Source organism: Pseudarthrobacter lactosi, from assembly GCF_055412785.1.
This window is the reverse complement of record NZ_JBVAYS010000002.1, coordinates 711,637-734,757: the sequence shown is the minus strand read 5'-3', so window position 1 is coordinate 734,757 and position 23,121 is coordinate 711,637. Positions and strand designations below refer to the sequence as shown.

The following is a 23,121-nucleotide window of genomic DNA, read 5'->3' as shown; positions in this document are numbered from 1 at the left end:
AGAGATGCGGGGAGTGGTGGAAAGCGCGGGCAAACAGCACGGGACCGGCGTCGGCAGATCACTCGAGTATTGCCCGGCGGCATAACAGCTACGAACAGCTGTTACGTGGCGCATTTGCGGAAGGTTAATACCTGCATCGCTGCGGGGCGCGGCTTCGGGACAGGCGGCGTCGCGGGCCCTGTTGGGCTAGACGCTGCCAGTGCCGGCTACTCGAAGATCAGGAACATGGTTTCAAGATTAGCAGAAGCGGTGGCCGCGGTTTCGCATTGTCCACCCCGGCCAACTAATCTGGCCAGTTATGGAGTCCGCACACTATTTCAGCGCATCGCCCGCCGGGCCGTTCACCCGCAAACCGCTCACCGTGGAACTGGCCGGCGAGACGCGCAGGTTGCAGACGTCCGGCGGCATCTTCAGTCCCGACGGCATTGACAAGGGAACGGCGGTGCTCCTGGCCGAGGTCCCGGCGCCGGACCCCACAGGCAACCTCCTTGACATCGGCTGCGGCTGGGGGCCCATTGCCCTGACCCTCGCACTGCGCGCGCCGCATGCCAAGGTGTACGCCGTGGATGTCAATGAACGCTGCATCACGCTGACCAATGAGAATGCGGCCCTGCTGGGCCTCGGCAACGTGCAGGCCAACACTCCGGAGGCTGTGGACCCGGAACTGCGCTTCGACACGATCTGGTCCAACCCGCCCATCCGGATCGGCAAGGATGAACTCCACAGCCTCCTGAAGATGTGGCTGCCGCGGCTGGCGCCGGGTGGTTCCGCGTGGCTGGTGGTCCAAAAGAACCTGGGCTCGGATTCGCTTCAGCGCTGGCTCTCGACGGAGCTGGATGCCTCGTTCACCGTCAGCCGGGAGTCCACGTCCAAGTCTTTCCGGATCCTTCGGGTCAGGAAAGCGTCCCAGTAGCGACAATTACGGCGGGCCCGCTGAGCTCGACGTGCTCGTGCCCGCCCGCTCCGGCGAAGAACTTGACGCCCACGACGCCTCCCGGCACGTTGACCTGCCAGGAGTCCGGCGCTTCCGCCCCCGCCCAGTGCCGGATTGCCACTGCGGCCGCGCATGCGCCGGTACCGCAGGACTGGGTCTCACCCACGCCCCGCTCATGGACGCGCATGGTCACGGTGCCGATCCCGTTGTGGACCAGCGGTTCAGCAGGCACCACAAATTCAACATTGGTTCCATTGGCGGGCACCGGATCGACCTGCGGAGCAGTGTAGAGCTTGGTGGACTCCAGTTCGGACAGTTCAGCCAGCGCCACCACGGTGTGCGGGTTGCCCATGCTGACGGACAGTGCCGGGCGGGGCACCTCCAGGCCGTCCGCGGTGACCAGCGAATCCATGGCCTTGGCGCTCGCGTCGCCGGGGAAAATAAACTCCCACGGCCCCATATCCACCGCATAGCTGTCCCCGGTCCGGACCACGGTCTTGACGCCGCCGCGCGTCCCGATGGTGAGTGCGCCGCCGTCGGGCAGGTGTACCAGTCCCTCGGCACGCAGGAAGTGCACAAAAACGCGGACCCCGTTGCCGCACATTTCCGAGAGCGAACCGTCGCCGTTGCGATAGTCCATGAACCACTCCGCCTCGGGACTGCTCAGCAGCAGCTCGCGGCCTTCGGAGAGGTACCGGGAGGGCACGGCACGGATCAGGCCGTCGCCACCGATTCCGCGGTGACGGTCGCAGAGGGCGGCTACCTGGCCGGCGTCGATGGTGTGGACGCCATCGGGATCAGCGATCAGCACAAAGTCGTTGCCTGTGCCGTGCCCCTTGGAGAAGCGGAGTCCGCCCAGGGTGCGGAAGGCGGGCTCTGTGGTCTCTGCGGGAGTTACGTCCATGGTCCTAGATTACCGGCTGAGCGCCACGGCCAGGGCCGCAAGGTCCGGCGCCTGCCAGTCCAGCCAGCTGATGCGGGGATCGGCACGGAACCAGGTGAGCTGGCGCCTGGCAAACTGCCGGGTGGCCACAATGGTGTCCTCGGCTGCCTCGGCAACTGTTGAGCCGCCGTCGAGCACTTTCAGGAACTGGGCATAGCCCAAGGCCCGCGGCGCAGTTTTACCGACACGCAGACCGGCCGCATCCAGCCGGCCCACTTCCGCCAATAAACCCTGGTCCACCATGGTGTGGACGCGCTGGGCCAACCGTCCGCGGAGGACGTCGCGATTCACCGCCAGCCCGATCTGGACAGCAGGCTGGAAATACTCGCGCTGGGGCATAAAGGAGCTGAACGGCCGGCCGGTGAGCTCGTGGACTTCGAGCGCCCTGATGATCCTGCGCGAATCGGAGACACGGGCCGCTGACACCGGGTCAACCTCCCGGAGCCGCACCAGGAGGGCATCCTGGCCGGCTTCCTCGAGCTCCGCCTCAAGCTGCCTCCGGAGGACAGGATCCGTGCCGGGAAATTCGAGGATGTCGAGGGCAGCCCGCACATAGAGACCCGAACCGCCTGCCAGAATGGCGCGCTTGCCGCGTGCGTGGATATCGCTGACGAGGCTCCGGGCCTGCTGCTGGAAGTCTGAAACGCTGGCCTCCTCCGTGACGTCCAGGATGTCCAGGAGATGGTGGGGAACGCCCTTGCGTTCTGCCGGCGTGATCTTGGCGGTGCCTATGTCCATCCCGCGGTAGAACTGCATCGAGTCGGCGTTAATGACCTCGCCGTCCAGTTCCAGCGCCAGGCTCACGGCCAGATCGGACTTACCGGACCCCGTGGGGCCAACAACTGCGATAACCGGTGGCTGGACCACCGGTCAGCGGCTCCGGACAGGCAGCGTGGGCATACCGAGCGAAACTCCGCTCCGGCCGGGGCCGCCTGCGGCAGCCGGCATGGGAGCACCGCACGAGTCGGCCTGGGACCTGTCCCAGGCATCCCCCGCGCGGGAGCGCCGCAGGCTGTAGTCCTGCACTGACGGATCGGCCACGAGGTGGAAGGCTGCGGCTTCGGTGATGGTCACGGTGACCAGATCCCCGGGACGCGGCGTCTCTGCCCCGTCGGGAACAGAGAAGTGCACCAGCCGCTGGTCCTGGGACCGGCCGGACAGCCTGTGGGTTTCTTCGGACTTGCGCCCTGAATGGGCAGTGACCATCACCTCTACCCGGCGGCCGAGCTGTGTGGCGTTTTCCTCGGCGGCAATCCTGTCCTGCAGTGCGGTCAGACGCTCAAACCGCTCCTGGACCACGGCCTTGGGAAGCTGGTCCGGCAGGTCTGCGGCCGGGGTGCCCGGACGCTTCGAATACTGGAAGGTGAAGGCGGTGGCGAAGCGCGACTTCTCCACCACGTCGAGGGTGGCCTGGAAGTCTTCCTCAGTCTCGCCGGGAAAGCCGACGATGATGTCGGTGGAGATGGCGGCGTGCGGGATCTTCTCCCGGACCTTGTCCAGGATGCCCAGGAACTTGGTGGAACGGTAGGACCGTTTCATGTCCTTCAGCACTTTGTCGGACCCCGACTGCAGCGGCATGTGCAGCTGCGGCATAACGTTGGGGGTTTCGGCCATGGCGTCAATGACGTCCTCGGTGAAGGCGGCGGGGTGGGGGCTGGTGAAGCCGACCCGCTCCAGCCCGTTGATTTCGCCGCACGCGCGCAGGAGTTTGGAGAATGCCTGCCGGTCACCGAACTCCACGCCGTATGAGTTCACGTTCTGGCCCAGCAGGGTGACTTCGATGGCGCCGTCATCCACCAGGGCCTGGATTTCCGCGAGAATGTCGCCCGGGCGCCGGTCCTTTTCCTTCCCGCGCAGGGCCGGGACGATACAGAACGTGCAGGTGTTGTTGCAGCCGACAGAGATGGACACCCAGCCGGAATACACCGAATCACGCTTGGTGGGCAGGGTGGAGGGGAAGACGTCCAGGGATTCGAGGATCTCCAGCTGGGCTTCGTTGTTGTGCCTGGCCCGGTCCAATAGTGCCGGCAGAGCCCCGACGTTATGGGTGCCGAAGACAGCGTCAACCCAGGGAGCCTTCTTGAGGATGGTCTCGCGGTCCTTCTGGGCCAGGCAGCCGCCGACGGCGATCTGCATCCCCGGGTTGGCCGCCTTGACCGGCGCCAGCATGCCCAGGTTCCCGTAGAGCTTGTTGTCCGCGTTTTCCCGGACCGCGCAGGTGTTGAAGACCACGACGTCGGCCTGCTCACCGAGAGCCGGCACGTAGCCCGCGGCCTCGAGCATGCCGGCCATCCGCTCCGAATCATGCACGTTCATCTGGCAGCCGAACGTACGTACCTGATAGGTACGGGGCTGCTGCAGGGCAGGGTCGGCTGACGGGGCGGTAACGGATGCGGGGGAAGGAATGGTCAAACTCACCTGTTAAGGGTAGCGGGTCGCTCAGGTTACTGGATCGATCAGGTTTCCGGACCGCTCTGGTTGCCGGATCGGCGAGGGCGCCGCTTCGGCGGCCTATGGATCGAGCAGGTTGTCCGGCGCGTCTGTCTGGGTCTCCGCATGTGCGTCCAGCACTTCACCGACGATCCGGAACGCCTGCGACGGCTGATAGCCCTTGCGGGCCAGCATGGACGCCAACCGCCGGGTGATTTTGTCCCGCTCGGCGCGGTCGGACAAATCCGTGCCTGCCCGGAGCTTGCGTTCCACCAGGAGCCGGGCAGCAACTTCCTCGTCCGCGTCAGAAAGTTGTTCCAGCGCGGCGGCGGCGGTGTCTGCGTCAATCCCCTTGTCCGCCAACTCGCGCCGGAGGGCCCCTTTGGCAAGCTTCCGGGACTGCGACCGGCTGCGCACCCACATGTCAGCGAACTCGGCGTCGTCAATGAGGCGGACCTCCTGGAAGCGGTCCAGGACGGCCTCCGCCACATCCTCCGGAATGTTCCGCTCGGCCAGTTTCCGCGCCAGCTGGAGCCGGCTCTTGGCCGAACTGGTCAACTGCCGTAGCACGATGGCCCGCGCCACGGACGCGGGATCCGGTTCGGCGTCTGCGTTTGCGTCCGCTGCGATGGCAGCCTCCGGATCGGGTCCGTTCGGCCCGAAGCCGGGGCGTCCGCCACCCCGTCTCCGCTGCCGTCGGCCCGATCCGGCGTCCTGCCCGGCCGCACGCCAGCCGGTGCTCTGACCGACTGTCAGGTCACGGGCTTCCCTAGAAGCCGTCAACAGCCTTCAGCTTCGGTGTGTCTTTGGCATCGTCTTCGGCGGGCTTGACTACCCCGACACCAAGCTTCTCCTTGATCAGGCGTTCCAGTTCGGTCGCCAGCTCCGGGTTGTCGCGCAAGAACCTGCGGGAGTTCTCCATGCCCTGGCCCAGCTGGTCGCCGTCGTATGTGAACCATGAACCCGATTTCTTGATGATGCCGTGCTCAACGCCCATGTCGATGATGCCGCCCTCGCGGGAGATGCCCTGGCCATAGATGATGTCGAATTCGGCGATCTTGAAGGGCGGGGCCATCTTGTTCTTGACGATCTTGGCCTTGGTGCGGTTACCGACGGAGTCGGCACCTTCCTTGAGCGTCTGGATCCGGCGGACGTCGATGCGGATGGACGCGTAAAACTTCAGGGCCTTACCGCCGGTGGTGGTCTCCGGGGAGCCGAAGAACACGCCGATCTTTTCACGGAGCTGGTTGATGAAGATGGCGGTGGTTTTAGTCTGGCTCAGGCGGCCGGTGATCTTTCGCAGCGCCTGGCTCATAAGACGGGCCTGGAGGCCCACGTGGCTGTCGCCCATGTCCCCCTCGATTTCCGCACGCGGCACCAGGGCAGCAACGGAGTCGATGACGATGACGTCCAGCGAGCCGGAACCGATCAGCATGTCCATGATTTCCAGGGCTTGCTCGCCTGTATCCGGCTGCGAGACCAGGAGGGCGTCCGTATCCACGCCCAACCTGGCGGCGTATTCAGGGTCCAGTGCGTGCTCGGCGTCGATGAAGGCGGCAATGCCGCCCAGGCGCTGCGCGTTGGCAACGGCGTGCAGGGCCACGGTGGTCTTACCCGATGATTCCGGACCGTAGATCTCCACTACTCGGCCGCGGGGCAGGCCGCCAATTCCCAAAGCCACGTCCAGCGCAATGGATCCGGTGGGGATGACCTCGATGGGGGCACGGACTTCATCGCCCAGCCGCATAACCGAGCCCTTGCCGAACTGCTTGTCGATCTGTGCCAGCGCTGCGTCGAGCGCCTTTTGCCGATCCGGGGCTGCCGCCATGGTTCACACCTCTAATGCTTTCTCGCTTTGGAGTGGCCTCAGCGGCCATTTCTTGGTCATCTCTGACGCTAACGGCACCCGCCGACATTCTGGCCGGATGACATCGCCTATGTGGATAACCGACTACAAAAAGCATAGCTTTACCCGAACAGATATTCGAACAGATCCGACGGCGTGTCAGCGCCGAAAGGTCGCAGATGAGCTGGACCATGCGGACACGTTGGTGGCGGCGGCGTCAGTCGCGCAGGGGTTTGACGTCGCGTCCCAGGCGCCTCTCCGGCGGCACATCCTGGACGTCACAGACGGCCAGCCACACCTGCCGGGGGCTCAGCCCGGCCGCTAGGGCCTGGTCCGCGGTCCGCCCGCCGGCCCCGGCCAGGACCAGGGTGCTGCTCAAGACCCGGGAGTAGCCGGCCCCGAATTCGTCGTCCATAAGCCGCCAATAGTCACTGATCCGCACCAATAGAGTCTCTCACGGTCCCGGACCCTAGAATTGTTGCCATGAGCAACCCTGCCGACGGCCCTCCTGCGACAGGCCTTCCTGAGACCGGCGTTCCCGCGACGTCCCCCGCGGAGACAGGTGCCGACAAGGACACCGTCGATGAAGCCCTGAACACCGTGGAACACCAAATCAGTCTCTTTTGGCGGCGTGCCCGGTCGGTGTCCCATCAGCTCTCGCGGCAGGTGCACCCGGACATGGAACCGGCGGCCTACGGCCTGCTATCGGTCATCCGGCGAGAGGGACCCATCCGGTTGACGGACCTGGCCCTGAACATCGGCGTGGGCAAGCCTTCCGTTAGCCGCCAGATCGCTTTCCTGGAGAGCATCGGGTTGGTGTTCAAGGAGGCTGACCCCCTGGACGGAAGGGCGCAGTCGATCCGCCTGACCGAAAAGGGCGAGGAAAAGATGCACCAGGTCCAGGATGCGCGCCGGCAGGACTTCCGTGAGCGGCTGGCTGAGTGGCCGGTCGAGGAACTACAGACCCTCGCCGAATACATGGCAAAGCTTAACTCCATGTTTGAGCTCGACGGCTTCGTGAAGGATCCGTCCGCCGGCGACACGGCAAAATAGCCACCACACAGCAAAGCCTCCGGCCAATGGCCGGAGGCTTTGTAGCACTTCCTGTCAGGCTCCTGCGGACGGCTTACCGTGCGCCGGAAAGCAGGCCCTTGGACAGTTCGTTGTTGAGTTCAGCGTTCAGATCGCGATCAAGGTCGCGGCCGTAGCGCTGAGAGAATTCCTGGGGAACGGTGTCCGGAACGGCGACGCCCTCGGCGACGGCGACACGGTCGCTGACTTCCCTGAGCATGCTGGACAGCGGCACGTCCAGGGCTGAGCAGATCGACGAGAGGAGCTCTGATGAAGCTTCCTTCTGGCCGCGTTCTACTTCGCTGAGGTAGCCCAAGGAAACACGGGCGCTGTGCGAAACTTCGCGGAGCGTGCGTCCCTGGCGCTGGCGTACATCGCGCAGGACATCACCGATTTCGTGACGAAGTACAACCATCTTGCGCTCCTTCTGTTGGCTTTTGGCCTGATCGGCGAGGCCCACATCCTTCCAGCGGACAACGCCGTTTATGGATACGGGCTGCTTTACCATCTGTATCGCCTTGCTCCCTCATAAGTGCGGTTCGCCGTGGAGCGAACCGTGCTGGTTTATTCATCCTAGGCGCCTCCGCTCTCCGGAAGCGACACAATGTAATAACTAATGGACACCGGGATTTGTTCCCGGCAACTTTACGCCCGGTAGCTTCAGGAAGATAGGGCCGCGATCAGGCTTTCCAGCGCCGCACCACAAGCCTGTCCGCGGATCTCTGCCCGGTTACCCGTGAAGCCGTACTCGACGTGGGACACACCGGCCGCTGTGGCAATCCCGATGAACACCTTCCCCACCTCTTTGCCGTCATGTTCCTCCGGGCCGGCTACCCCCGTGGTGGCGATCCCGATGTCAGCCCGCAGCGCAGTCCTTGCCCCGGCTGCCATGGCCGCTGCGACGGCGCCGTCAACGGATCCGGCGGCAGCCAGCAGCCCCGCCGGAACACCGAGGACGTCCACTTTGACGGAGTTCTGGTAAGCCACCACGCCGCCCTGGAGCATGCCCGAAGCTCCGGCTGTGTCGGCGAGAACAGCACTCACCATTCCTGCAGTGAGTGACTCCGCGGTTGCTACGGTGCGGCCCATTTCCAAGGCCGTTTTGACGGCCTGTTCCGCCAGGTGGTGAAGGTTGGTCACGTCGGCTCCCTAGTTTCCAGCTGTAGTTGTTCCCGCCCGTTTGCCCTGTGACCGAATTCGCAGGGCTTCAATGACGTACTCGACGCCGGTCCATACCGTGATCAGCACAGCCACCATCATGACGGCGAATGCCACCCACACAAGCCAAGGTGCCAGTGCACCGAGTGGCAGGAGGTACAGGAAGATCGCGGCCGTCTGAACGACGGTCTTGAGCTTGCCGCCGCGGGAGGCTGGGATGACACCGTACCGGATGACAAAGAAGCGCAGGGCGGTGATGCCCCATTCCCTGACGAGGATGACGATGGTGACCCACCACGGCAGTTCATTCAGGATGGAGAGCATCACCAGGGCTGAGCCGATGAGGAGCTTGTCGGCGATGGGGTCTGCAATTTTGCCGAAATTGGTAACGAGGCCGCGGCTCCTGGCGATGTCGCCGTCGAGCTTGTCAGTGTAGATGGCGACGGCGAACGCCACCACCGCGGCCCAACGCCAGGGCCCTGATTCGCTGCTCAGCCCTGGGGCATCGGCGAGGAGGAACCAGACGAAGAACGGCACCAGGGCGATGCGCAGCATGGTCAGGATGTTGGGAAGATTCCAGATTCCTGAGCTGTTGGAGCCGGCGGCAGTTCCTTCGGTACTAGTCACACTCCTAGGCTACCGTCCGGTGAGTGACCACGCGTCTTCGGAACCGTCCTCGTCGTCTCCCGATGTGCCATCGGCGCCGTCAAAGTACTCAACCTTCTGGCTGCGCTGGTCCAGGTCCGCCTGTACAAGGTCCTCCGCGTAACCGCCCTGGGCGATGTTCGAGTTGGCGTTGTCGCTGAGCGCCGCAGTCTGCGAGTCCGTAACTGCGGGCGCGTCCTGGCCCTTCATGGCTGCGAGCACGGAAGCGAGGTCGTCCGGTTTTACCAGAACGTCGCGTGCCTTGGACCCTTCTGAGGGGCCAACCACTCCCCTGGACTCGAGCAGGTCCATCAGCCGTCCGGCCTTGGCGAAGCCTACCCGGAGCTTGCGCTGGAGCATCGACGTCGAGCCGAACTGGGTGGTGACCACCAGTTCGGTGGCCTGCAGCAGCACTTCGAGGTCGTCCCCGATGTCGTCGTCGATCTGCTTTTTTGGCGCCTCGGGGGCGACATCGTGGCGGTAATCGACTTTGAGCTGGCCTTTGACGTGTTCCACGACCTTGTGGATTTCGGACTCCGTGACCCAGGCGCCCTGGACACGCATGGCCTTGGAGGCACCCATCGGCAGGAACAGGGCATCGCCCTGGCCGATGAGTTTTTCGGCGCCGGGCTGGTCAAGGACCACGCGGGAGTCGGTGACGGACGACGTGGCGAAAGCCATCCGGGACGGCACGTTGGCCTTGATCAGGCCGGTGACGACGTCCACGGAGGGCCGCTGGGTGGCCAGGACCAGGTGGATGCCGGCGGCGCGGGCCAGCTGGGTGATGCGGACAATGGAGTCTTCGACGTCGCGCGGGGCCACCATCATCAGGTCGGCAAGCTCGTCAACAATCACCAGCAGGTACGGGTAGGGCCGGATGACGCGCTTGGAGTCCACGGGCGGCTGGACCTTGCCGGCGCGGACGGCCTTGTTGAAGTCATCGATGTGCTTGAACCCGTAGTTGGCGAGGTCGTCGTAACGGGCGTCCATCTCGCGGACCACCCACTGCAGGGCCTCGGCAGCCTTCTTCGGGTTGGTAATGATGGGAGTGATCAGGTGCGGGACGCCTTCGTAGGCGGTCAGTTCCACACGCTTGGGGTCCACCATGACCATGCGGACCTCATCCGGGGTTGCCCGCATAAGGATCGAGGTGATCATGGAGTTCACAAACGAGGACTTACCGGCGCCTGTGGCACCTGCGACGAGCAGGTGGGGCATCTTGGCGAGGTTCGCCACAACGTAGCCGCCTTCGACATCCTTGCCGACACCCATCACCATGGGGTGGTCGGTCCGGCGCGCGTTCTGGCTGCGGAGCACGTCGCCGAGGGAGACGGTCTCACGGTCCGTGTTGGGGATCTCGATACCGATGGCGGACTTGCCCGGGATGGGGCTGAGGATCCGGACGTCGCTGGAAGCGACGGCGTAGGAGATGTTCTTGGACAGGGCGGTGACGCGCTCCACCTTGGTGCCCGGGGACAGTTCGATCTCGTACCGGGTGACGGTGGGCCCGCGGCTGAAGCCGGTGACCTGCGCTTCCACGTTGAACTGGTTGAGGGTCTCAGTCAGGGAAGCCACTATGGCGTCGTTGGCTTCGGTGCGCTCCTTGGGGATGGAGCCGGGGGTCAGAACGTCCGACGGCGGCAGCGTGTAGGTGACGTCGCCCGCCAGTGAGAGTTGCTCTGTCCGCTGCGGAATGGGAGCCGGAAGGGGCATGGGCGTGACAGGCCTGGCCGGCACCTGCGCAGCGGCGGCAGGTGCAGCGTTGAGCGAGCCGGCGGCGACCATCCCGGGGGTGACCAGCGGGATGGCCTCGGTGGCGTTGTTCTCGGCCGGCGCGCTGCCTGCGGTGCCGATGCCCTGGGCGGCTTTGATTTTCTCGACGGCGATCTCCGCCTTCGTGGGGCGGCGCACGCCGGGAGCGGGGCGCGGTCCACTGCCGGATTTTGCGTCGGCCTCGTCGTCGTCGATAACGGCGTGCTCGAAGGCTTCGTCGCCCACGTAGCCTTCCAGACCGGCGTCGGACTCGTCGTCCTTGCCGAAGAAGCGCCGCTTCTTCTTCCGCGGCGCCTGGATTGCCTTCGTTTCCTCGAGGTAGCTGCGGTCGTGGCTGTCCCCGTCGTCGCCGGGTTCCTGCAGGTCCAGGCCCATGAGGTGCGCATAGGCACCCCGGAGCCGGCGTGGAATGGCGCCGAAGGGGGTTGCGGTAATGATGAGCAATGAGATGAACGCCAGCAGCCCGTAGATCACGACGGGCACTGCTGCATGGATGGCTGCGAGAGGTGAGGCGGCCAGGAAACCGAGCATACCGCCGGCCTGGCGGAGGCCGTCGAAGCCTTCGGCAACGGTGGGCTGCCCGCCCACAACGTGGGCAAGGCCGCAGCCCGCAAAGGTCATGATGAGGAAACCGATCCCCACCCGGTTGTTTCCCCGGCCGTCGTCCGGTTGCCGGAAGAGCCTAAAAGCGCAAACAAACAACATCAGCGGCAAAAGCAGCGACATCCAGCCGAAGGTGCCGTTGACCACGCTGTAGACGGCGTCGGGGAACCAGCCGGTCATTCCCCACCAGGCGAAGGTGGCGATGAAAACACCCAGGGCAAGGTTGAACAGGGCAGCACCGTCGCGGCGTTCTTCTGCCGGCAGGTCGCTGACATCGGAGCCGATCCTGCGGACTCCGCCGCCGACCAGATGGCCGACGCCCAACCAGGCGCCGCCCACAACGCGAAGGAGCCAGGGCTGCCGCTGTTCGACGGCGGGAAGCTGGCGGGTGCGTGCGGTGCCCGTCGATGAACCGGCCCGTCCGCCGGTGCGGCCGGATCCTGTGGCGCCTGCACCGCGGCCCGCCGGGCTGCCGGATTTGGCGCTGGATTTGCCGCCAGCGGTGCCTCGGGGCGCGGGAGTAGTACGAGTGGCCATACGTGCCACGGTACCGGAACTGACGCGGTTTTCCGCGGATTTCCGGCTGTTCCCGGCCTCATGTTGCAGATGCGAAAGGCCCGGTTCCGAAGAACCGGGCCTTTCGCTATTCCGCTTGCCTTCGGGGCTGTTACGCCTCGAGGACCACCGGGATGATCATGGGCTTGCGGCGCAGCTTGCGGTTGACCCAGGTGCCGACAACGCGGCGGACAACCTGCTGGAGCTGGTGTGTGGTGTGGTCCGTGCGGTTGAGCACGGCTTCTTCCAGGGCGGCGTTGATCTTCGGGATGATCTCGTCGAAGACCGAATCGTCCTCGGCTACGCCGCGGGCGTGGATCTCCGGTCCGGAGACCACCTTGCCGGTGGTGCGGTTGATGACGGTGATGATGGAGATGAAGCCTTCATCGCCGAGCGTCTGGCGGTCCTTGAGGTCCGCTTCCGTGACCTCGCCGACGCTGGAGCCGTCCACGTAGACGAAGCCCACTTCAACCTGGCCCACTACGTCTGCGCGGTGGTCCTTGAGGTCGATCACGGTGCCGTTGTCGGCAAGGATGACGCTGGCGGTGGGGACGCCGGACTCGATGGCGATCTTGCCGTTGGCGATCAGGTGGCGGGTCTCGCCGTGCACCGGCATGGCGTTGAGCGGCTCGAGGATGTTGTAGCAGTACAGCAGCTCGCCGGCGGCCGCGTGTCCGGAGACGTGCACCTTGGCGTTGCCCTTGTGGATGACGTCCGCGCCGAGCTTGAGCAGGCCGTTGATGATTCGGAAGACGGCATTCTCGTTGCCCGGGATGAGGCTGGAGGCAAGGATCACGGTGTCGCCGTCGCCCACAACTACGCGGTGGTCGCCGTTGGCCATGCGGGACAGCGCGGCCATCGGTTCGCCCTGGGAACCCGTGGACATCAGGACCACGCGGTTGTCCGGCAGGTTGTCGATGTTCTTGATGTCCACCAGGAGGCCCTCGGGAACGTCAAGGTAGCCGAGCTTGGCGGCGATGGCCATGTTGCGGACCATGGAGCGGCCCACGAACGCCACCTTGCGGTTGTGCTTGGCGGCGGCGTCGAGCACCTGCTGGACGCGGTGGACGTGCGAGGAGAAGGACGCCACGATGATGCGTTTGGTGGCCTGGCCGAAGAGCCGTTCCAGCGTGGGGCCGATTTCCTTTTCGGCGGTGGTGAAGCCCGGTACGTCGGCGTTGGTGGAGTCGGACATAAAGAGGTCAACGCCCTCTTCACCCAGCTTGGCGAAGTGCCGGAGGTCGGTGATCCGGCCGTCCAGGGGCAGCTGGTCCATCTTGAAGTCGCCCGTGTGCAGGACAGTGCCGCCGGCCGTGCGGATGAACACTGCCAGTGCGTCGGGGATGGAGTGGTTGACCGCGACAAACTCGCATTCGAAGGGGCCAAACTTTTCGACCTGGCCCTCTTCGACGGTCATCGTGTACGGACGGATCCGGTGTTCCTGCAGCTTGGCCTCGATGAGGGCCAGCGTCAGCTGTGAGCCCACCAGGGGGATATCGGCGCGCAGCCGCAGCAGGTAGGGAACGGCACCGATGTGGTCCTCGTGGCCGTGGGTCAGGACAACGGCCACGATGTCGTCGAGACGGTTCTCGATGTAGGAGAAATCGGGCAGGATCAGGTCAACGCCGGGCTGGGTCTCCTCCGGGAAGAGGACTCCACAGTCCACGATGAGCAGTTTGCCGTCAATTTCGAACACGGCCATGTTCCGGCCGATCTCCCCCAGTCCGCCCAGCGGAACGATCCGAAGGGTGCCTTGCGGCAGGCGTGGAGGCGTGACAAGGCCAGGAAGGGCGGTTTGGGTCATAGTGCACTACTTTCCAGGCGGAAGGGTGCTGGTCTTAGCCCTCAGGGAAAGACCAGCCCCGCTTCCGCCAAATCCTCGCGGATGGATACGATCTCGGCTTCGTCCGGCTCCACGAGGGGCAAACGGACAATCGAGTTGGGCAGGACTCCCTGCCATTTAAGAATTAGTTTGGCTGCAACGGCTCCCTGGATGCGGGTCATCGTTGCCCTGACAACGGGCAGCAGCTCGAAGTTGATCTTACGCGCGGTTTCGAAGTCGTTCGCATTGATGGCGTCGATCAGGTCGCGGAAGCGGCGCGTTGCGATGTGGGTTGTGACACCCACGAGTCCGACGGCGCCCAAGGACATCCACGGAAGGGTCAGCCCGTCGTCGCCCGAGTAGAAGTTCAGGTCCGTCTCTGCCATCACGCGGCTGGCTGCCACGAAATCGGCTTTGGCATCCTTGACCGCGACGATGTTCGGGTGCTGCGCCAGGCGGATCATGGTTTCGGGCTCGATCGCGATGGAGGAGCGGCCCGGAATGTCATAGAGCATAACGGGCACATCGGTTGCAGACGCGACGGCCTCGAAGTGTGCCTGGACCCCGGCCTGGCTGGGCTTGTTGTAGTACGGCGTGACGAGCAGCAGGCCGTCGACGCCGAGCGCTGCCGCCTGCTGGGAGAGGTGCACCGAATGTGCGGTGTCGTTCGTCCCGGTGCCGGCAATGATGGCGGCACGGTCTCCCACAGCCTCCTTGACAGCGCGGAACATGCCAAGGTTTTCTTCATCCGACAGGGTGGACGTTTCGCCGGTAGTCCCGGTGACGACCAAGCCGTCGCAGCCATCGTCCACAAGTTTGGTGGCCAGCTCGGCTGCCTGCTTGTAGTCCACGGCGCCATCCTTGGAGAAGGGCGTGACCATGGCGGTCAGGAGCGTACCAAGGGCAGGAGCGGTGGCGGATTTGTGAGGCATGGAAAAAACGTTACCCTGTCGGCGGCTGGTTAGGACAATGGGGGCGGCGTGATACGCGTCAAATAGCGGGCCGCCGTGCCCTACTGACTACGGTCAGGAAGCACTGCAGTTCGACTCCCGCGGCGTCAGCGGAATTTCCGCAAGGCGCTCCGTTGCAGGACGGTGGTGACCACTTCTGTGCCGGTTCCGGCGGCCTTTTTCAGTTCGAAGCCGTCCGGTCCCCAGAACCCGCTGAGGCCGCAGGAGGGACCCAGCGACGTGGATCCGCCAAGGTTCGCCAGGACGGCGAACATCCGGTTGTCCATGGCCCTGGCTCCGAGTTGCAGGCGAAGCCGCTGCTCTTCAGCCAACGTGTACAGGGCCGACACGGCATAGATATCCGCGCCGGCCTGGGCTGCCCCGGTGGAGTGGGCCGGAACCGCGGCGTCAAAGCAGATGGCTAGCGCGATCTTCCAGCCATCCAGCTCGATCACGACGGCCCCGTCGCCGGCGGCGAAGACCTCCCGCTCCGGTCCATGGAGGTGGGTTTTGAAGCCGAGTTCGGTGGTGCCGTTGGGATGGATCACGACGCTGGCTAGTCGCGGCGTGCCATCCGGTTCGCGATAGGCAGCACCGGCCACGGCGGTGATCCCGGTCCGGCGGCAGATTTCGTGGAGATCGCCCAGGCGTGGGTCATCGCTTTGAAGCCACGGCTCGTCAGCAGCCAGTAGCCCCAGGTTGTACCCCGTCAAAGACAGCTCAGGGAACACCACCAGCCGGGCACCGTGGGATTCGGCATCCTCGATCAGCCGGACGTGTTGTTGCACATTCGGCACAATCCCGCCTTCCAGCGCCTGGTACTGCACGGCAGAGACGGTCAGGGAATCAGTCACCTCTTTATCCTAGGGATGCCGCCTAGCCGAGGGAACTACGCCATCCTGCTGCTTCCCCGGCTGGCAGTACCGGTCCACCGCAGCCTCCCGCAGCCCCTCGGCCCAGGCTGCGAGCCGCTGGGCCGCCCGGACGTAGTGGAACAGTTCCGTGGGCGTCAAAGCGTCGAGGTCGGTGTCGGCCAATCTGCGGGCCAGCTCGGCCCCCGCCGGCTGGGCGGTGAGTGTCACGCCTTCGTCCTGCCACTGGATGTCCACGGGAGGCCGACCTGCCACGAGCTGCCGGAAAAGAAAGTCCACCACTCCTGGACTCATCGCTTTCATTAGCCCTGCAGGATGTGCCGGAGCAGCGTCCTGGGCATCCCGGGCGGGGCGCACCGATCCGCTGGCGGCTGGGGATTCCGGAAACGGTCGCGGCTGGGATGGGGTTTGCATGGTGTCCATATTATTAGAACATATATTCGAACACAAGGACTTCGGGACCGTGTTTCCGGCCGGTCTGGCTGCCGCCACAAAGGTTGGTGTGAGAACATCGCCTCATGACGTCCCGTGCCCCGGCTAGACCCTCGCGGGCGCCTCGAACCTCACAGGCCGCGGGCCGCCTCCGCGGTATTGACGCCGCCAGGGGGCTGGCGCTCCTTGGCATGATGGCCACGCATCTGCTGCCCACCTTCGAGGCAAACGCCGACCTCACGCCCACCTGGATCGGCCTTACCTTCTCCGGCAGGGCGGCCGCGCTGTTTGCCGTATTGGCTGGCGTGGGACTGGCACTGTCCACCGGAAGGCAGGTACCTCCGGAAGGTACTGCCTTGAACGCAGCCCGCCGCGGCATCGCACTGCGCGCCCTGGTGATTGCCGCCGTCGGGCTCTCACTGGGCGGGCTGGAAGTAAACCTCGCGATCATCCTGGTCCACTACGCCCTGCTGTTCCTGTGCATCCTGCCGTTCCTGGGCCTGAAGCTGAGGGCGCTATGCGCGTGGGCCGTCGGCTGGATCGTGGTTTCCCCGGTGCTCGCCTATCTGCTCCGCCCCTGGCTGATGGCGGCCAACCCTCCCCTGAACCTGGGGCACAACCCGTCCTGGGAAGACCTCTCGACCCCTTTCCCTCTCCTGGGAGACCTGTTCCTGACCGGTTACTACCCGGTGTTCCAGTGGCTGTCATACCTGCTGGTGGGCCTCGTCATCGGACGGCTGGCCCTCACCAAGGCGATGATTCCCGTCCTGCTGCTCTGCAGCGGCGCGGCGGTGGCCGCCTTGGCCAAGGCTTTGGGTACAGCCGCGATGGAGAACTGGGGCGGACGGGCCGCGCTGGAAGCAGTCCTGAACGCGCCCGGCTACCCGCTGGACAGTGTCCTCCAGGTCAATCTCACGGGAATCCGGCAGGAAGGTTCCTGGTGGTGGCTGGCGGCCGCGGCGCCGCATTCGGCCACCACGCTGGACCTTCTGCACACCTGCGGCGTGGCAGCCGCCGTGGTGGGTGTGTTCCTCCTGCTCGGCAGGCTGGCTGACTGGCTGGACCTGGACCTGTTGCTGCCGCTGCGCGGCGCGGGTGCCATGACGCTCACGCTCTACTCAGCGCATGTCTGGGTGGTTTCGGCGTTCTACCTGAAGCCACTGCCCGCGGGCTGGACCGAGGACGGGATGTACTGGGCGCATGCCGCCACGGCCATCACCGTGGGAATTGTGTTTGTGCTCCTGAAATGGCGGGGCCCGTTGGAGCTGGTGGGCCATGCGGCCAACCAGCTGGGGCGCGGCGAGCGGCCCAGCCTGCGCTGACCGGGCCAGCCTGCGCTAGGCAGGAACCTTGCCACGGAACAGTTTCACGGCGTCGCGCATGGACGCGCGGGCACGCTTCCGGTCACCGGCAGCGTCATAGGCGCAGCTGAGCCGGAACCACGAACGCCAGTCACCGGGCGCCGCTTCCGCTTCAGCCTTGTATTTTTCGAATTCCAGATCCGCCGCTGAGCGGACGATCCGGCCGGCGGGTGTGCGCGGCAGCTCGTCGACAGGGAGCCCGCCTTCGGCCTCCAGGACCTTGGCCATCTGTTCAGTGCGTGCGCCGAACAGCAGTTCACGGATCATGGCCCAGGCGCCGATGGCCGGGAGAACCAGGTAGGCAGCTCCGATGGCCTTGGCGGCGGGATTGCTGTCCAGCAGCAGGAGCACGGAGCGCTGGAAGGACACCACCAGGTAGAAGACCAACAGGAGCGTTACTGCACCCACCCAGATCTTGGTGCGGTTCTTCCGGAACGCGGCAAAAAACCCGCCCACGGCCTAGAGTCCCAGGTCCAGGTAGCCGTCCAGGCCCACCGTCAGTCCCGGATGTGCGGCAACATTGCGCACGCCAAGCAACACACCGGGCATAAAGGAGGCACGGTCAAAGGAATCGTGCCGGAAGGTCAGCTGCTCCCCCGGACCGCCGAGCAGCACCTCCTGGTGGGCCACCAGCCCGCGCAGCCGGACGCTGTGAACGCGGACTCCCTCAACGTCGCAACCCCGCGCGCCGGCGAGTTCACTGGTGGTCGCATCAGGGCTGGGGGGAACGTCCGCGGCCTTGCGCTCGGCGGCAATGAGCTGGGCCGTCCGGACAGCGGTCCCGGACGGCGCATCAACCTTTTCCGGGTGGTGCAGTTCGATGATTTCGACGGACTCGAAATATTTGGCGGCCTTGGCGGCAAAGGCCGAGGCCAGCACGGAGCCGAGGGCAAAATTGGGGGCGATCAGCACCCCGGTTTCCGGGTTTTCCGCGAGCAGTTCCTCCAGGGCGGTGAGCCGGGTGGCATCCCAACCGGTGGTCCCCACAACGGCGTGCATGCCATGCTCGACGGCGTAGCGCACGTTCGCTTCGGTGCTTTCGGGGACGGTGAGGTCCACCACGATCTGGGCACCCGACGCGGCCAGCTGGTCCAGCGAGTCGCCGCGTCCGAAGGCGGCTACGAGCAGCAGGTCGGAGGCAGCTTCAACGGCCTTAACGGCTTCGGCGCCCATGCGCCCGTTGGCGCCCAGGACAGCCACGCGGGTGGGCACGGAGAGTTGTTCGATCATGCCGTTAACCCTACCGTCGGGCCGGGTGCGGGATTGAACCGAAGGCTGTGCGTTACCTCGCAACCGCCGGAAGGCGTCGGGAATCCGGCACTGCTCAGCTGCCCGCGCCGACCCACTCCACCGTGCCGTCGGCGAAGAACTGTTCCTTCCAGATGGGAACCTGCTCCTTGATGCGGTCCACCAGTTCGGAACACACGGCAAAGGCCTGTCCGCGGTGCGCAGCGGAGACCGCACAGACCAGCGCAGGATCGCCGATCTCCAGCATCCCGATGCGGTGGGCAGCCCAGATCCGCACGGGCTGCGTTCCGGATCCGTCGCCGGCATGTTCGGCGGCCAGCCGGGCGACGACGTCGGCCATTACCTGGTGAGCCGTGGGGTGCGCACTGTAACTGAGCCGCTCCACTGCCTTGCCGCCGTCGTGATTCCGCACTACGCCGCTGAAGCTGACCACGGCTCCCGCGGTGTCAGACTCCACCGCGGCGATGGCCTGGTCCACGGAGATGGGTTCCGGGCTTAGTACCGCGTGGACTACTTCGAATACCGAGTCAGTGCCCATGGCCGCCCTCCAGCTGGTCGCACAGGTGCCCGATCAACGGGTCAAGCACAGACAGGCCGTCCATGACCCCCTTGGGTGAGCCAGGCAGGTTGACAATGAACGTCTGCCCGGCGGCTCCGGCGTGCCCGCGGCTGAGCGCCGCAAGCGGCGTTTTGGCCGCGCCTTCACGCCGGATGGCCTCCATGATGCCCGGGATCTCGCGGTCCAGGAGGGGCAGGGTGACGTCGGGGGTGCGGTCGTCCGGGCTGAGCCCGGTACCGCCGCTGGTGATCACGACGGCGGGATGCTGGGTCAGGAGGGCGCGGATCGCCGCACCGACGGGCGCGCCGTCCGGCACCACCATGGCGGGGTACGCCTCGAAGCCGTGCTCGGTAAGCCAGTCAATAATGACGGGCCCGGTTTCATCCTCATAGATGCCTGCGGCGGCGCGGGTGGAGGCAATGACAACCCCGGCTTTCCGCCCCTGCACCTCGCCGTGCGTGTGCGGCTCCGGCAGGATAGTGCTCTCGGTGCTCATAGTGTCCAGTCCCCGCTCTTGCCGCCGCTTTTCGCCAGCACTTTGATGTCGGTCAGCACGGCGTGCTTGTCGACGGCCTTGATCATGTCGTACACGCTGAGCGCAGCCACGGAGGCCGCCGTCAGCGCTTCCATCTCAACCCCGGTGACCCCGCGGGTTTTGACCGTGGCCAGGATGGCCACGGAGTCGGTTCCGAGCTCGAAGTCCACGGTGACCTTCGAGAGCGGCAAAGGATGGCAGAGCGGGATGAGGTCGGGGGTCTTTTTTGCGGCCATAATGCCGGCAACGCGCGCCACGGCCAGGGCATCGCCCTTGGGCAGGCCGCCGGATCCGAGCAGGCTCAGCACTTCGTCTGTGGTGCGGACCGTGGCAGTGGCGGTGGCCTCCCTGGTGGTTTCGGCTTTCGCTGACACGTCCACCATCTGGGCGCTTCCGTCCTGGCGCAGATGGGTCAGCGCGGACGGGCTATGTTCTGGATTCACAGCATCCATACTTCCACCTCGTCGCCCTCGGCGAGCGCCGAGACCCCAACGGGAATGTGCACCAGCGCGTTGGAGCCGGCGAGGGCATGCATCAGGTGGGAGCTTTCGCCCCCTTCAAGGCGGACGGTTCCATCCCCCTGGAGGGTTCCGCGCCGGACCTGATGCTTGTGTTCAGGCGACGACAGGCTGTGGCCCAGCCGTGCGCGGGCCGGGATCCGCGGGGCAGGTGAGCCAAACAGTTCGGCCAGCACCGGCCGCAGGAACATTTCGAAGGAAACCAGGCAGCTGACGGGGTTTCCCGGGAATCCCAGGAAGGGCACGCCGTCGAATGTCCCGATGCCCTGCGGTCCGCCGGGCTGCATGGCGACATGCAGGAACTCAGTGGCCTGGCCCTCCATGGCTTGGCGGACAACTTCGTAGGCTCCCTTGCTGACCCCGCCCGTGGTGACGATCAGGTCCACCGCACCGGCATGGCCGCGCAGCAGTGTACGGAATTCGTCAGGATGGTCCGACGCGATGGCCGTGCGCACCACTGCCAGGCCGGCCTGCCGCATGGCGCTCTCGAGAAGGGTTCCGTTGGAATCGTAGATCTTGCCGGCCGGCAGCGGCTGGCCGGGTTCCACCACTTCGTCGCCTGTGGTTGCCAGGAGGACGGTCACCGGCCTGCGCACAGTGACCTCGGCGATCCCCAGGGCTGCCAGCAGCCCCAGCTGTGCCGGGCCAAGGAAGGTTCCCGCGGCAAGCGCCCGCTCCCCCACGGCAATGTCACTGCCGGCCGACCGCACGAAGGTGCCGGCCGCCGTCGCCGGCACCCACACAGTGGTTGTTTCCCCCGGAGCCGGGAACCGGTCAGGAACGGCACGTTCCACGGGCACGACGGCGTCAGCCCCGGCGGGAATCATTGCTCCCGTCATGATGGGGGCGGCAGTGCCACGGTCCAGGGCCGCCGGCACGGCACCTGCCGGAACGGGGACAACCACAGGCAGCTCCGCACCGCCGTCGGGCACGTCCAAGCTGTTGACGGCAAAGCCGTCCATTTGGGAATTGGCGAACGGCGGGAGGCTTATTGGGGCAATCACGTCTTGGGCGAGGCCCTTGCACAACGCCTCGCGAAGTGCCAGCGTTTCCGTCCGCCCCTGGGCCAGCAGCGGCGTCAGCAGCTCGGTGACGGCGGCCCGGTGCAAGGCAACGGACCGTGCCTGGTGGTGCGTGTGGCCGTGCTGGTGCGGAGGGCTGTGCATGGTCCTGCCTTCGGTCCGGGCCGTCATGGATTCACGTCAACTCTAATCGTGTGGAAGCCGGTGGCCCCGTCGGGAGCAACCGGCCGGCGTTCCTCCACCTGCGGCTCGCCGTTGAGGTCCGTGGCGCGGACCTGGACCTCGTACTGGCCCGGAGTCAGCTCGATGCCCAGCTGCCACTGGTACCAGGTGTCCAGTGAAATCCCGGGCGCCAGGCGGGCCGCCTGCCACGGACCGCGGTTGACGCGGAGTTCCACCTTGCCGATCCCGGTGTGCTGGGCCCAGGCCACGCCGCCGAACATGACCGTTCCAGCAGCCACCCGCCGGCCGGTGCGGGGCACGTCGATCCGCGAGGACGTTTTGATGGGGCCGCGGTCGGACCAGCCGCGCGGCGTCCAATAGCCGACGTCGTCCGCGAACCTGGTCACGCGGAGTTCGGTGAGCCATTTGGTTGCGGAAACGTAGCCGTAGAGGCCGGGCACGATCATCCGGACCGGGAAACCATGTTCCAGCGGCAACGGTTCGCCGTTCATCCCCACCGCAAGCAGGGCGTCCCGCTGATCGGTGAGTACCTCCAGTGGGGTGCCCGCCGTCCAACCGTCGGAGCTCCGTGACAGCACCATGTCGGCGCCGGCTTGCGGCCGGGCAAGGGCCAGGAGTTCCCGCACGGGCCAGCCAAGCCAGCGGGCGTTGCCGATCAGGTCACCGCCCACTTCATTGGAGACACAGGCGATGGTCACATGACGTTCGATCAGGGGCTTCGCCAGCAGATCAGCCAGGTTCAGCTCAATCTCCTGCTCCACCATTCCCGTGACGCGCAGAACCCAGGAGTCGGGGTCGAGGGACGGGACGATCAGGGCGGTGTCGATCCGGTAGAAGTCACGGTTCGGTGTGACCAGCGGCTGCATTCCGTCCAGGCCCACCTCGGCGCCGGCCGGGATGGCGGGCGCTTGTGAGACTGCGGCAGGCAGTTGCAGTTTTTCGCGGGCGGTGCTGATGCCGACGGCCGCACCTCGCCAGACCGCGGCGACAATGCCACCCACGGCGGTGGCCCCGGCGCTCGCAGCCAGGACCTGCAGGAACGTGCGCCGCCCGGCGGCTGGTGCTGTCCGCGCGGGAAGTTGCGCGTCCGCGGCGTCTGTCCCCGCGGCTGTCCCGCCTGCTGTCCCTGCTGCGCCGGCCGGGAGTCCTTCGTGAAGCCGACGGATCAGCCTTTCCAGCAGGAGCGCACCGGCCAGGGCAGCGGCCAGCGGCACAACAGCCGCGGCCGGGGTCAGTTGGGCGCGGGTAAGCACGGCAGTGAGCCCTACAAGCCCAAAAACAGCAATCACCGCCACACCGGCAAACCGCCTGCGCTGTTCCAGGATCCCGGCCAATGCCCCGACCGCTGCGATGACCAGCAGCATCCCGGCCACGAACACTGTTTTGTCCGCAGTGCCAAACAGGGCGACGGCCCAGTCCTTAACACCTGGCGGAACAGCATCGATCATGACCCCGCCTACCGCCGTCAGGGGCGACAGGGACGGACTGAACAGACCTGCCAACAACTCCCCTATGACGACGGCGGCGCCGGCGGCCACTGCCCCCGAGGCTGCGGCCCAGCGGCGGCTGCCTTGAGCGGCACTGCCGGTTCCCGAGCGCCCGGGCGAGGTGACGCCGTCGTCGGCCGTTTCCTGCAGGGGCTGGGAGCTGTTCACCTCTCC

The 23,121-nt window shown here is 65.8% G+C and carries 24 protein-coding genes; 3 read left to right on the top strand and 21 right to left on the bottom strand.

Features of this window, described 5'->3' with window-relative positions; genetic code table 11:
• The first annotated feature begins 298 nt into the window (after nt 1–298).
• Nucleotides 299–913, top strand: a complete 615-nt coding sequence (locus tag ACZY0Q_RS13260) for a class I SAM-dependent methyltransferase (RefSeq protein ID WP_463917481.1) — start codon at nt 299–301, stop codon at nt 911–913.
• Here ACZY0Q_RS13260 and dapF read toward each other — a convergent pair.
• From dapF to ACZY0Q_RS13230, 6 genes are all read right to left on the bottom strand, one after another.
• Entirely contained in the window at nt 894–1,838 is a 945-nt protein-coding gene (gene dapF / locus ACZY0Q_RS13255; protein ID WP_463917479.1) for a diaminopimelate epimerase, read from the bottom strand. The genes ACZY0Q_RS13260 and dapF overlap by 20 nt on opposite strands.
• A gap of 9 nt (nt 1,839–1,847) precedes the next feature.
• Nucleotides 1,848–2,744: a tRNA (adenosine(37)-N6)-dimethylallyltransferase MiaA gene (miaA, locus tag ACZY0Q_RS13250; protein WP_463917477.1), complete on the bottom strand. Its 897-nt coding sequence runs from the start codon at nt 2,742–2,744 to the stop codon at nt 1,848–1,850.
• A gap of 3 nt (nt 2,745–2,747) precedes the next feature.
• Entirely contained in the window at nt 2,748–4,295 is a 1,548-nt protein-coding gene (gene miaB / locus ACZY0Q_RS13245) for a tRNA (N6-isopentenyl adenosine(37)-C2)-methylthiotransferase MiaB (protein ID WP_463917475.1), read from the bottom strand.
• 93 nt (nt 4,296–4,388) lie between these two features.
• A complete protein-coding gene (locus tag ACZY0Q_RS13240) occupies nt 4,389–4,892 on the bottom strand; it encodes a regulatory protein RecX (RefSeq protein WP_463917581.1) in 504 nt (167 codons plus the stop codon).
• A gap of 184 nt (nt 4,893–5,076) precedes the next feature.
• Nucleotides 5,077–6,135, bottom strand: coding sequence for a recombinase RecA (gene recA, locus ACZY0Q_RS13235; protein WP_354159139.1), 1,059 nt, complete (start codon nt 6,133–6,135; stop codon nt 5,077–5,079).
• Between the two features lie 235 nt (nt 6,136–6,370).
• On the bottom strand, nt 6,371–6,595 hold the full coding sequence (locus ACZY0Q_RS13230) for a DUF3046 domain-containing protein (RefSeq protein ID WP_463917474.1): 225 nt from the start codon (nt 6,593–6,595) through the stop codon (nt 6,371–6,373).
• Between the two features lie 41 nt (nt 6,596–6,636).
• Here ACZY0Q_RS13230 and ACZY0Q_RS13225 point away from each other — a divergent pair, with 41 nt between their 5' ends.
• Complete coding sequence (locus ACZY0Q_RS13225; protein WP_463917472.1) at nt 6,637–7,206, top strand: MarR family winged helix-turn-helix transcriptional regulator; 570 nt, start codon at nt 6,637–6,639, stop codon at nt 7,204–7,206.
• Nucleotides 7,207–7,279: 73 nt separating this feature from the next.
• Here ACZY0Q_RS13225 and ACZY0Q_RS13220 read toward each other — a convergent pair whose 3' ends face one another.
• From ACZY0Q_RS13220 to ACZY0Q_RS13185, 8 genes are all read right to left on the bottom strand, one after another.
• Nucleotides 7,280–7,732, bottom strand: coding sequence for a helix-turn-helix domain-containing protein (locus ACZY0Q_RS13220; RefSeq protein ID WP_463917471.1), 453 nt, complete (start codon nt 7,730–7,732; stop codon nt 7,280–7,282).
• Nucleotides 7,733–7,884: 152 nt separating this feature from the next.
• Nucleotides 7,885–8,364, bottom strand: coding sequence for a CinA family protein (locus ACZY0Q_RS13215; protein WP_463917469.1), 480 nt, complete (start codon nt 8,362–8,364; stop codon nt 7,885–7,887).
• Between the two features lie 9 nt (nt 8,365–8,373).
• Nucleotides 8,374–9,009 (bottom strand): CDP-diacylglycerol--glycerol-3-phosphate 3-phosphatidyltransferase, encoded by a 636-nt coding sequence (gene pgsA, locus ACZY0Q_RS13210; protein WP_463917467.1) that lies wholly within the window; start codon nt 9,007–9,009, stop codon nt 8,374–8,376.
• A 9-nt stretch (nt 9,010–9,018) separates the two neighbouring features.
• Complete coding sequence (locus ACZY0Q_RS13205; RefSeq protein WP_463917465.1) at nt 9,019–11,940, bottom strand: FtsK/SpoIIIE family DNA translocase; 2,922 nt, start codon at nt 11,938–11,940, stop codon at nt 9,019–9,021.
• A 130-nt stretch (nt 11,941–12,070) separates the two neighbouring features.
• Entirely contained in the window at nt 12,071–13,762 is a 1,692-nt protein-coding gene (locus ACZY0Q_RS13200; RefSeq protein WP_463917464.1) for a ribonuclease J, read from the bottom strand.
• 41 nt (nt 13,763–13,803) lie between these two features.
• Nucleotides 13,804–14,712 (bottom strand): 4-hydroxy-tetrahydrodipicolinate synthase, encoded by a 909-nt coding sequence (dapA, locus tag ACZY0Q_RS13195; RefSeq protein ID WP_463917462.1) that lies wholly within the window; start codon nt 14,710–14,712, stop codon nt 13,804–13,806.
• Between the two features lie 125 nt (nt 14,713–14,837).
• Nucleotides 14,838–15,584 carry a carbon-nitrogen hydrolase family protein gene (locus tag ACZY0Q_RS13190; protein WP_463917460.1) on the bottom strand — a complete coding sequence of 249 codons (747 nt, stop codon included), beginning with the start codon at nt 15,582–15,584 and terminating at the stop codon, nt 14,838–14,840.
• A 9-nt stretch (nt 15,585–15,593) separates the two neighbouring features.
• Nucleotides 15,594–16,016 (bottom strand): hypothetical protein, encoded by a 423-nt coding sequence (locus tag ACZY0Q_RS13185; protein ID WP_463917458.1) that lies wholly within the window; start codon nt 16,014–16,016, stop codon nt 15,594–15,596.
• 104 nt (nt 16,017–16,120) lie between these two features.
• Between ACZY0Q_RS13185 and ACZY0Q_RS13180 the strand changes: the two genes are divergently transcribed.
• Nucleotides 16,121–17,356 carry a heparan-alpha-glucosaminide N-acetyltransferase domain-containing protein gene (locus tag ACZY0Q_RS13180; RefSeq protein ID WP_463917456.1) on the top strand — a complete coding sequence of 412 codons (1,236 nt, stop codon included), beginning with the start codon at nt 16,121–16,123 and terminating at the stop codon, nt 17,354–17,356.
• A gap of 15 nt (nt 17,357–17,371) precedes the next feature.
• Here ACZY0Q_RS13180 and ACZY0Q_RS13175 read toward each other — a convergent pair whose 3' ends face one another.
• From ACZY0Q_RS13175 to ACZY0Q_RS13145, 7 genes are all read right to left on the bottom strand, one after another.
• On the bottom strand, nt 17,372–17,851 hold the full coding sequence (locus ACZY0Q_RS13175) for a hypothetical protein (RefSeq protein WP_354159156.1): 480 nt from the start codon (nt 17,849–17,851) through the stop codon (nt 17,372–17,374).
• Nucleotides 17,852–17,854: 3 nt separating this feature from the next.
• Entirely contained in the window at nt 17,855–18,625 is a 771-nt protein-coding gene (dapB, locus tag ACZY0Q_RS13170; RefSeq protein WP_463917454.1) for a 4-hydroxy-tetrahydrodipicolinate reductase, read from the bottom strand.
• Between the two features lie 94 nt (nt 18,626–18,719).
• Nucleotides 18,720–19,181 carry a molybdenum cofactor biosynthesis protein MoaE gene (locus ACZY0Q_RS13165; protein ID WP_463917453.1) on the bottom strand — a complete coding sequence of 154 codons (462 nt, stop codon included), beginning with the start codon at nt 19,179–19,181 and terminating at the stop codon, nt 18,720–18,722.
• Entirely contained in the window at nt 19,171–19,698 is a 528-nt protein-coding gene (locus tag ACZY0Q_RS13160; protein WP_463917451.1) for a MogA/MoaB family molybdenum cofactor biosynthesis protein, read from the bottom strand. The genes ACZY0Q_RS13165 and ACZY0Q_RS13160 overlap by 11 nt, the downstream gene beginning before the upstream one ends.
• Nucleotides 19,695–20,189 (bottom strand): cyclic pyranopterin monophosphate synthase MoaC, encoded by a 495-nt coding sequence (gene moaC, locus ACZY0Q_RS13155; RefSeq protein WP_463917449.1) that lies wholly within the window; start codon nt 20,187–20,189, stop codon nt 19,695–19,697. The genes ACZY0Q_RS13160 and moaC overlap by 4 nt, the downstream gene beginning before the upstream one ends.
• Entirely contained in the window at nt 20,177–21,421 is a 1,245-nt protein-coding gene (locus ACZY0Q_RS13150; protein ID WP_463917447.1) for a molybdopterin molybdotransferase MoeA, read from the bottom strand. Before ACZY0Q_RS13150 ends, moaC begins: the two co-directional genes overlap by 13 nt.
• A 23-nt stretch (nt 21,422–21,444) precedes the next feature.
• Complete coding sequence (locus tag ACZY0Q_RS13145) at nt 21,445–23,115, bottom strand: molybdopterin-dependent oxidoreductase (protein ID WP_463917445.1); 1,671 nt, start codon at nt 23,113–23,115, stop codon at nt 21,445–21,447.
• Nucleotides 23,116–23,121 lie beyond the last annotated feature (6 nt).

Coding starts and splice junctions, on each gene's coding strand:
- ACZY0Q_RS13150 (WP_463917447.1), bottom strand. CDS start 21,421: ATGCACAGCCCTCCGCACCAGCACGGCCACACGCACCACCAGGCACGG.
- ACZY0Q_RS13260 (WP_463917481.1), top strand. CDS start 299: ATGGAGTCCGCACACTATTTCAGCGCATCGCCCGCCGGGCCGTTCACC.
- dapA (WP_463917462.1), bottom strand. CDS start 14,712: ATGCCTCACAAATCCGCCACCGCTCCTGCCCTTGGTACGCTCCTGACC.
- ACZY0Q_RS13225 (WP_463917472.1), top strand. CDS start 6,637: ATGAGCAACCCTGCCGACGGCCCTCCTGCGACAGGCCTTCCTGAGACC.
- ACZY0Q_RS13200 (WP_463917464.1), bottom strand. CDS start 13,762: ATGACCCAAACCGCCCTTCCTGGCCTTGTCACGCCTCCACGCCTGCCG.
- recA (WP_354159139.1), bottom strand. CDS start 6,135: ATGGCGGCAGCCCCGGATCGGCAAAAGGCGCTCGACGCAGCGCTGGCA.
- ACZY0Q_RS13220 (WP_463917471.1), bottom strand. CDS start 7,732: ATGGTAAAGCAGCCCGTATCCATAAACGGCGTTGTCCGCTGGAAGGAT.
- ACZY0Q_RS13180 (WP_463917456.1), top strand. CDS start 16,121: ATGACGTCCCGTGCCCCGGCTAGACCCTCGCGGGCGCCTCGAACCTCA.
- ACZY0Q_RS13160 (WP_463917451.1), bottom strand. CDS start 19,698: ATGAGCACCGAGAGCACTATCCTGCCGGAGCCGCACACGCACGGCGAG.
- ACZY0Q_RS13165 (WP_463917453.1), bottom strand. CDS start 19,181: ATGGGCACTGACTCGGTATTCGAAGTAGTCCACGCGGTACTAAGCCCG.
- ACZY0Q_RS13185 (WP_463917458.1), bottom strand. CDS start 16,016: ATGCAAACCCCATCCCAGCCGCGACCGTTTCCGGAATCCCCAGCCGCC.
- ACZY0Q_RS13205 (WP_463917465.1), bottom strand. CDS start 11,940: ATGGCCACTCGTACTACTCCCGCGCCCCGAGGCACCGCTGGCGGCAAA.
- moaC (WP_463917449.1), bottom strand. CDS start 20,189: ATGGATGCTGTGAATCCAGAACATAGCCCGTCCGCGCTGACCCATCTG.
- dapB (WP_463917454.1), bottom strand. CDS start 18,625: ATGATCGAACAACTCTCCGTGCCCACCCGCGTGGCTGTCCTGGGCGCC.
- dapF (WP_463917479.1), bottom strand. CDS start 1,838: ATGGACGTAACTCCCGCAGAGACCACAGAGCCCGCCTTCCGCACCCTG.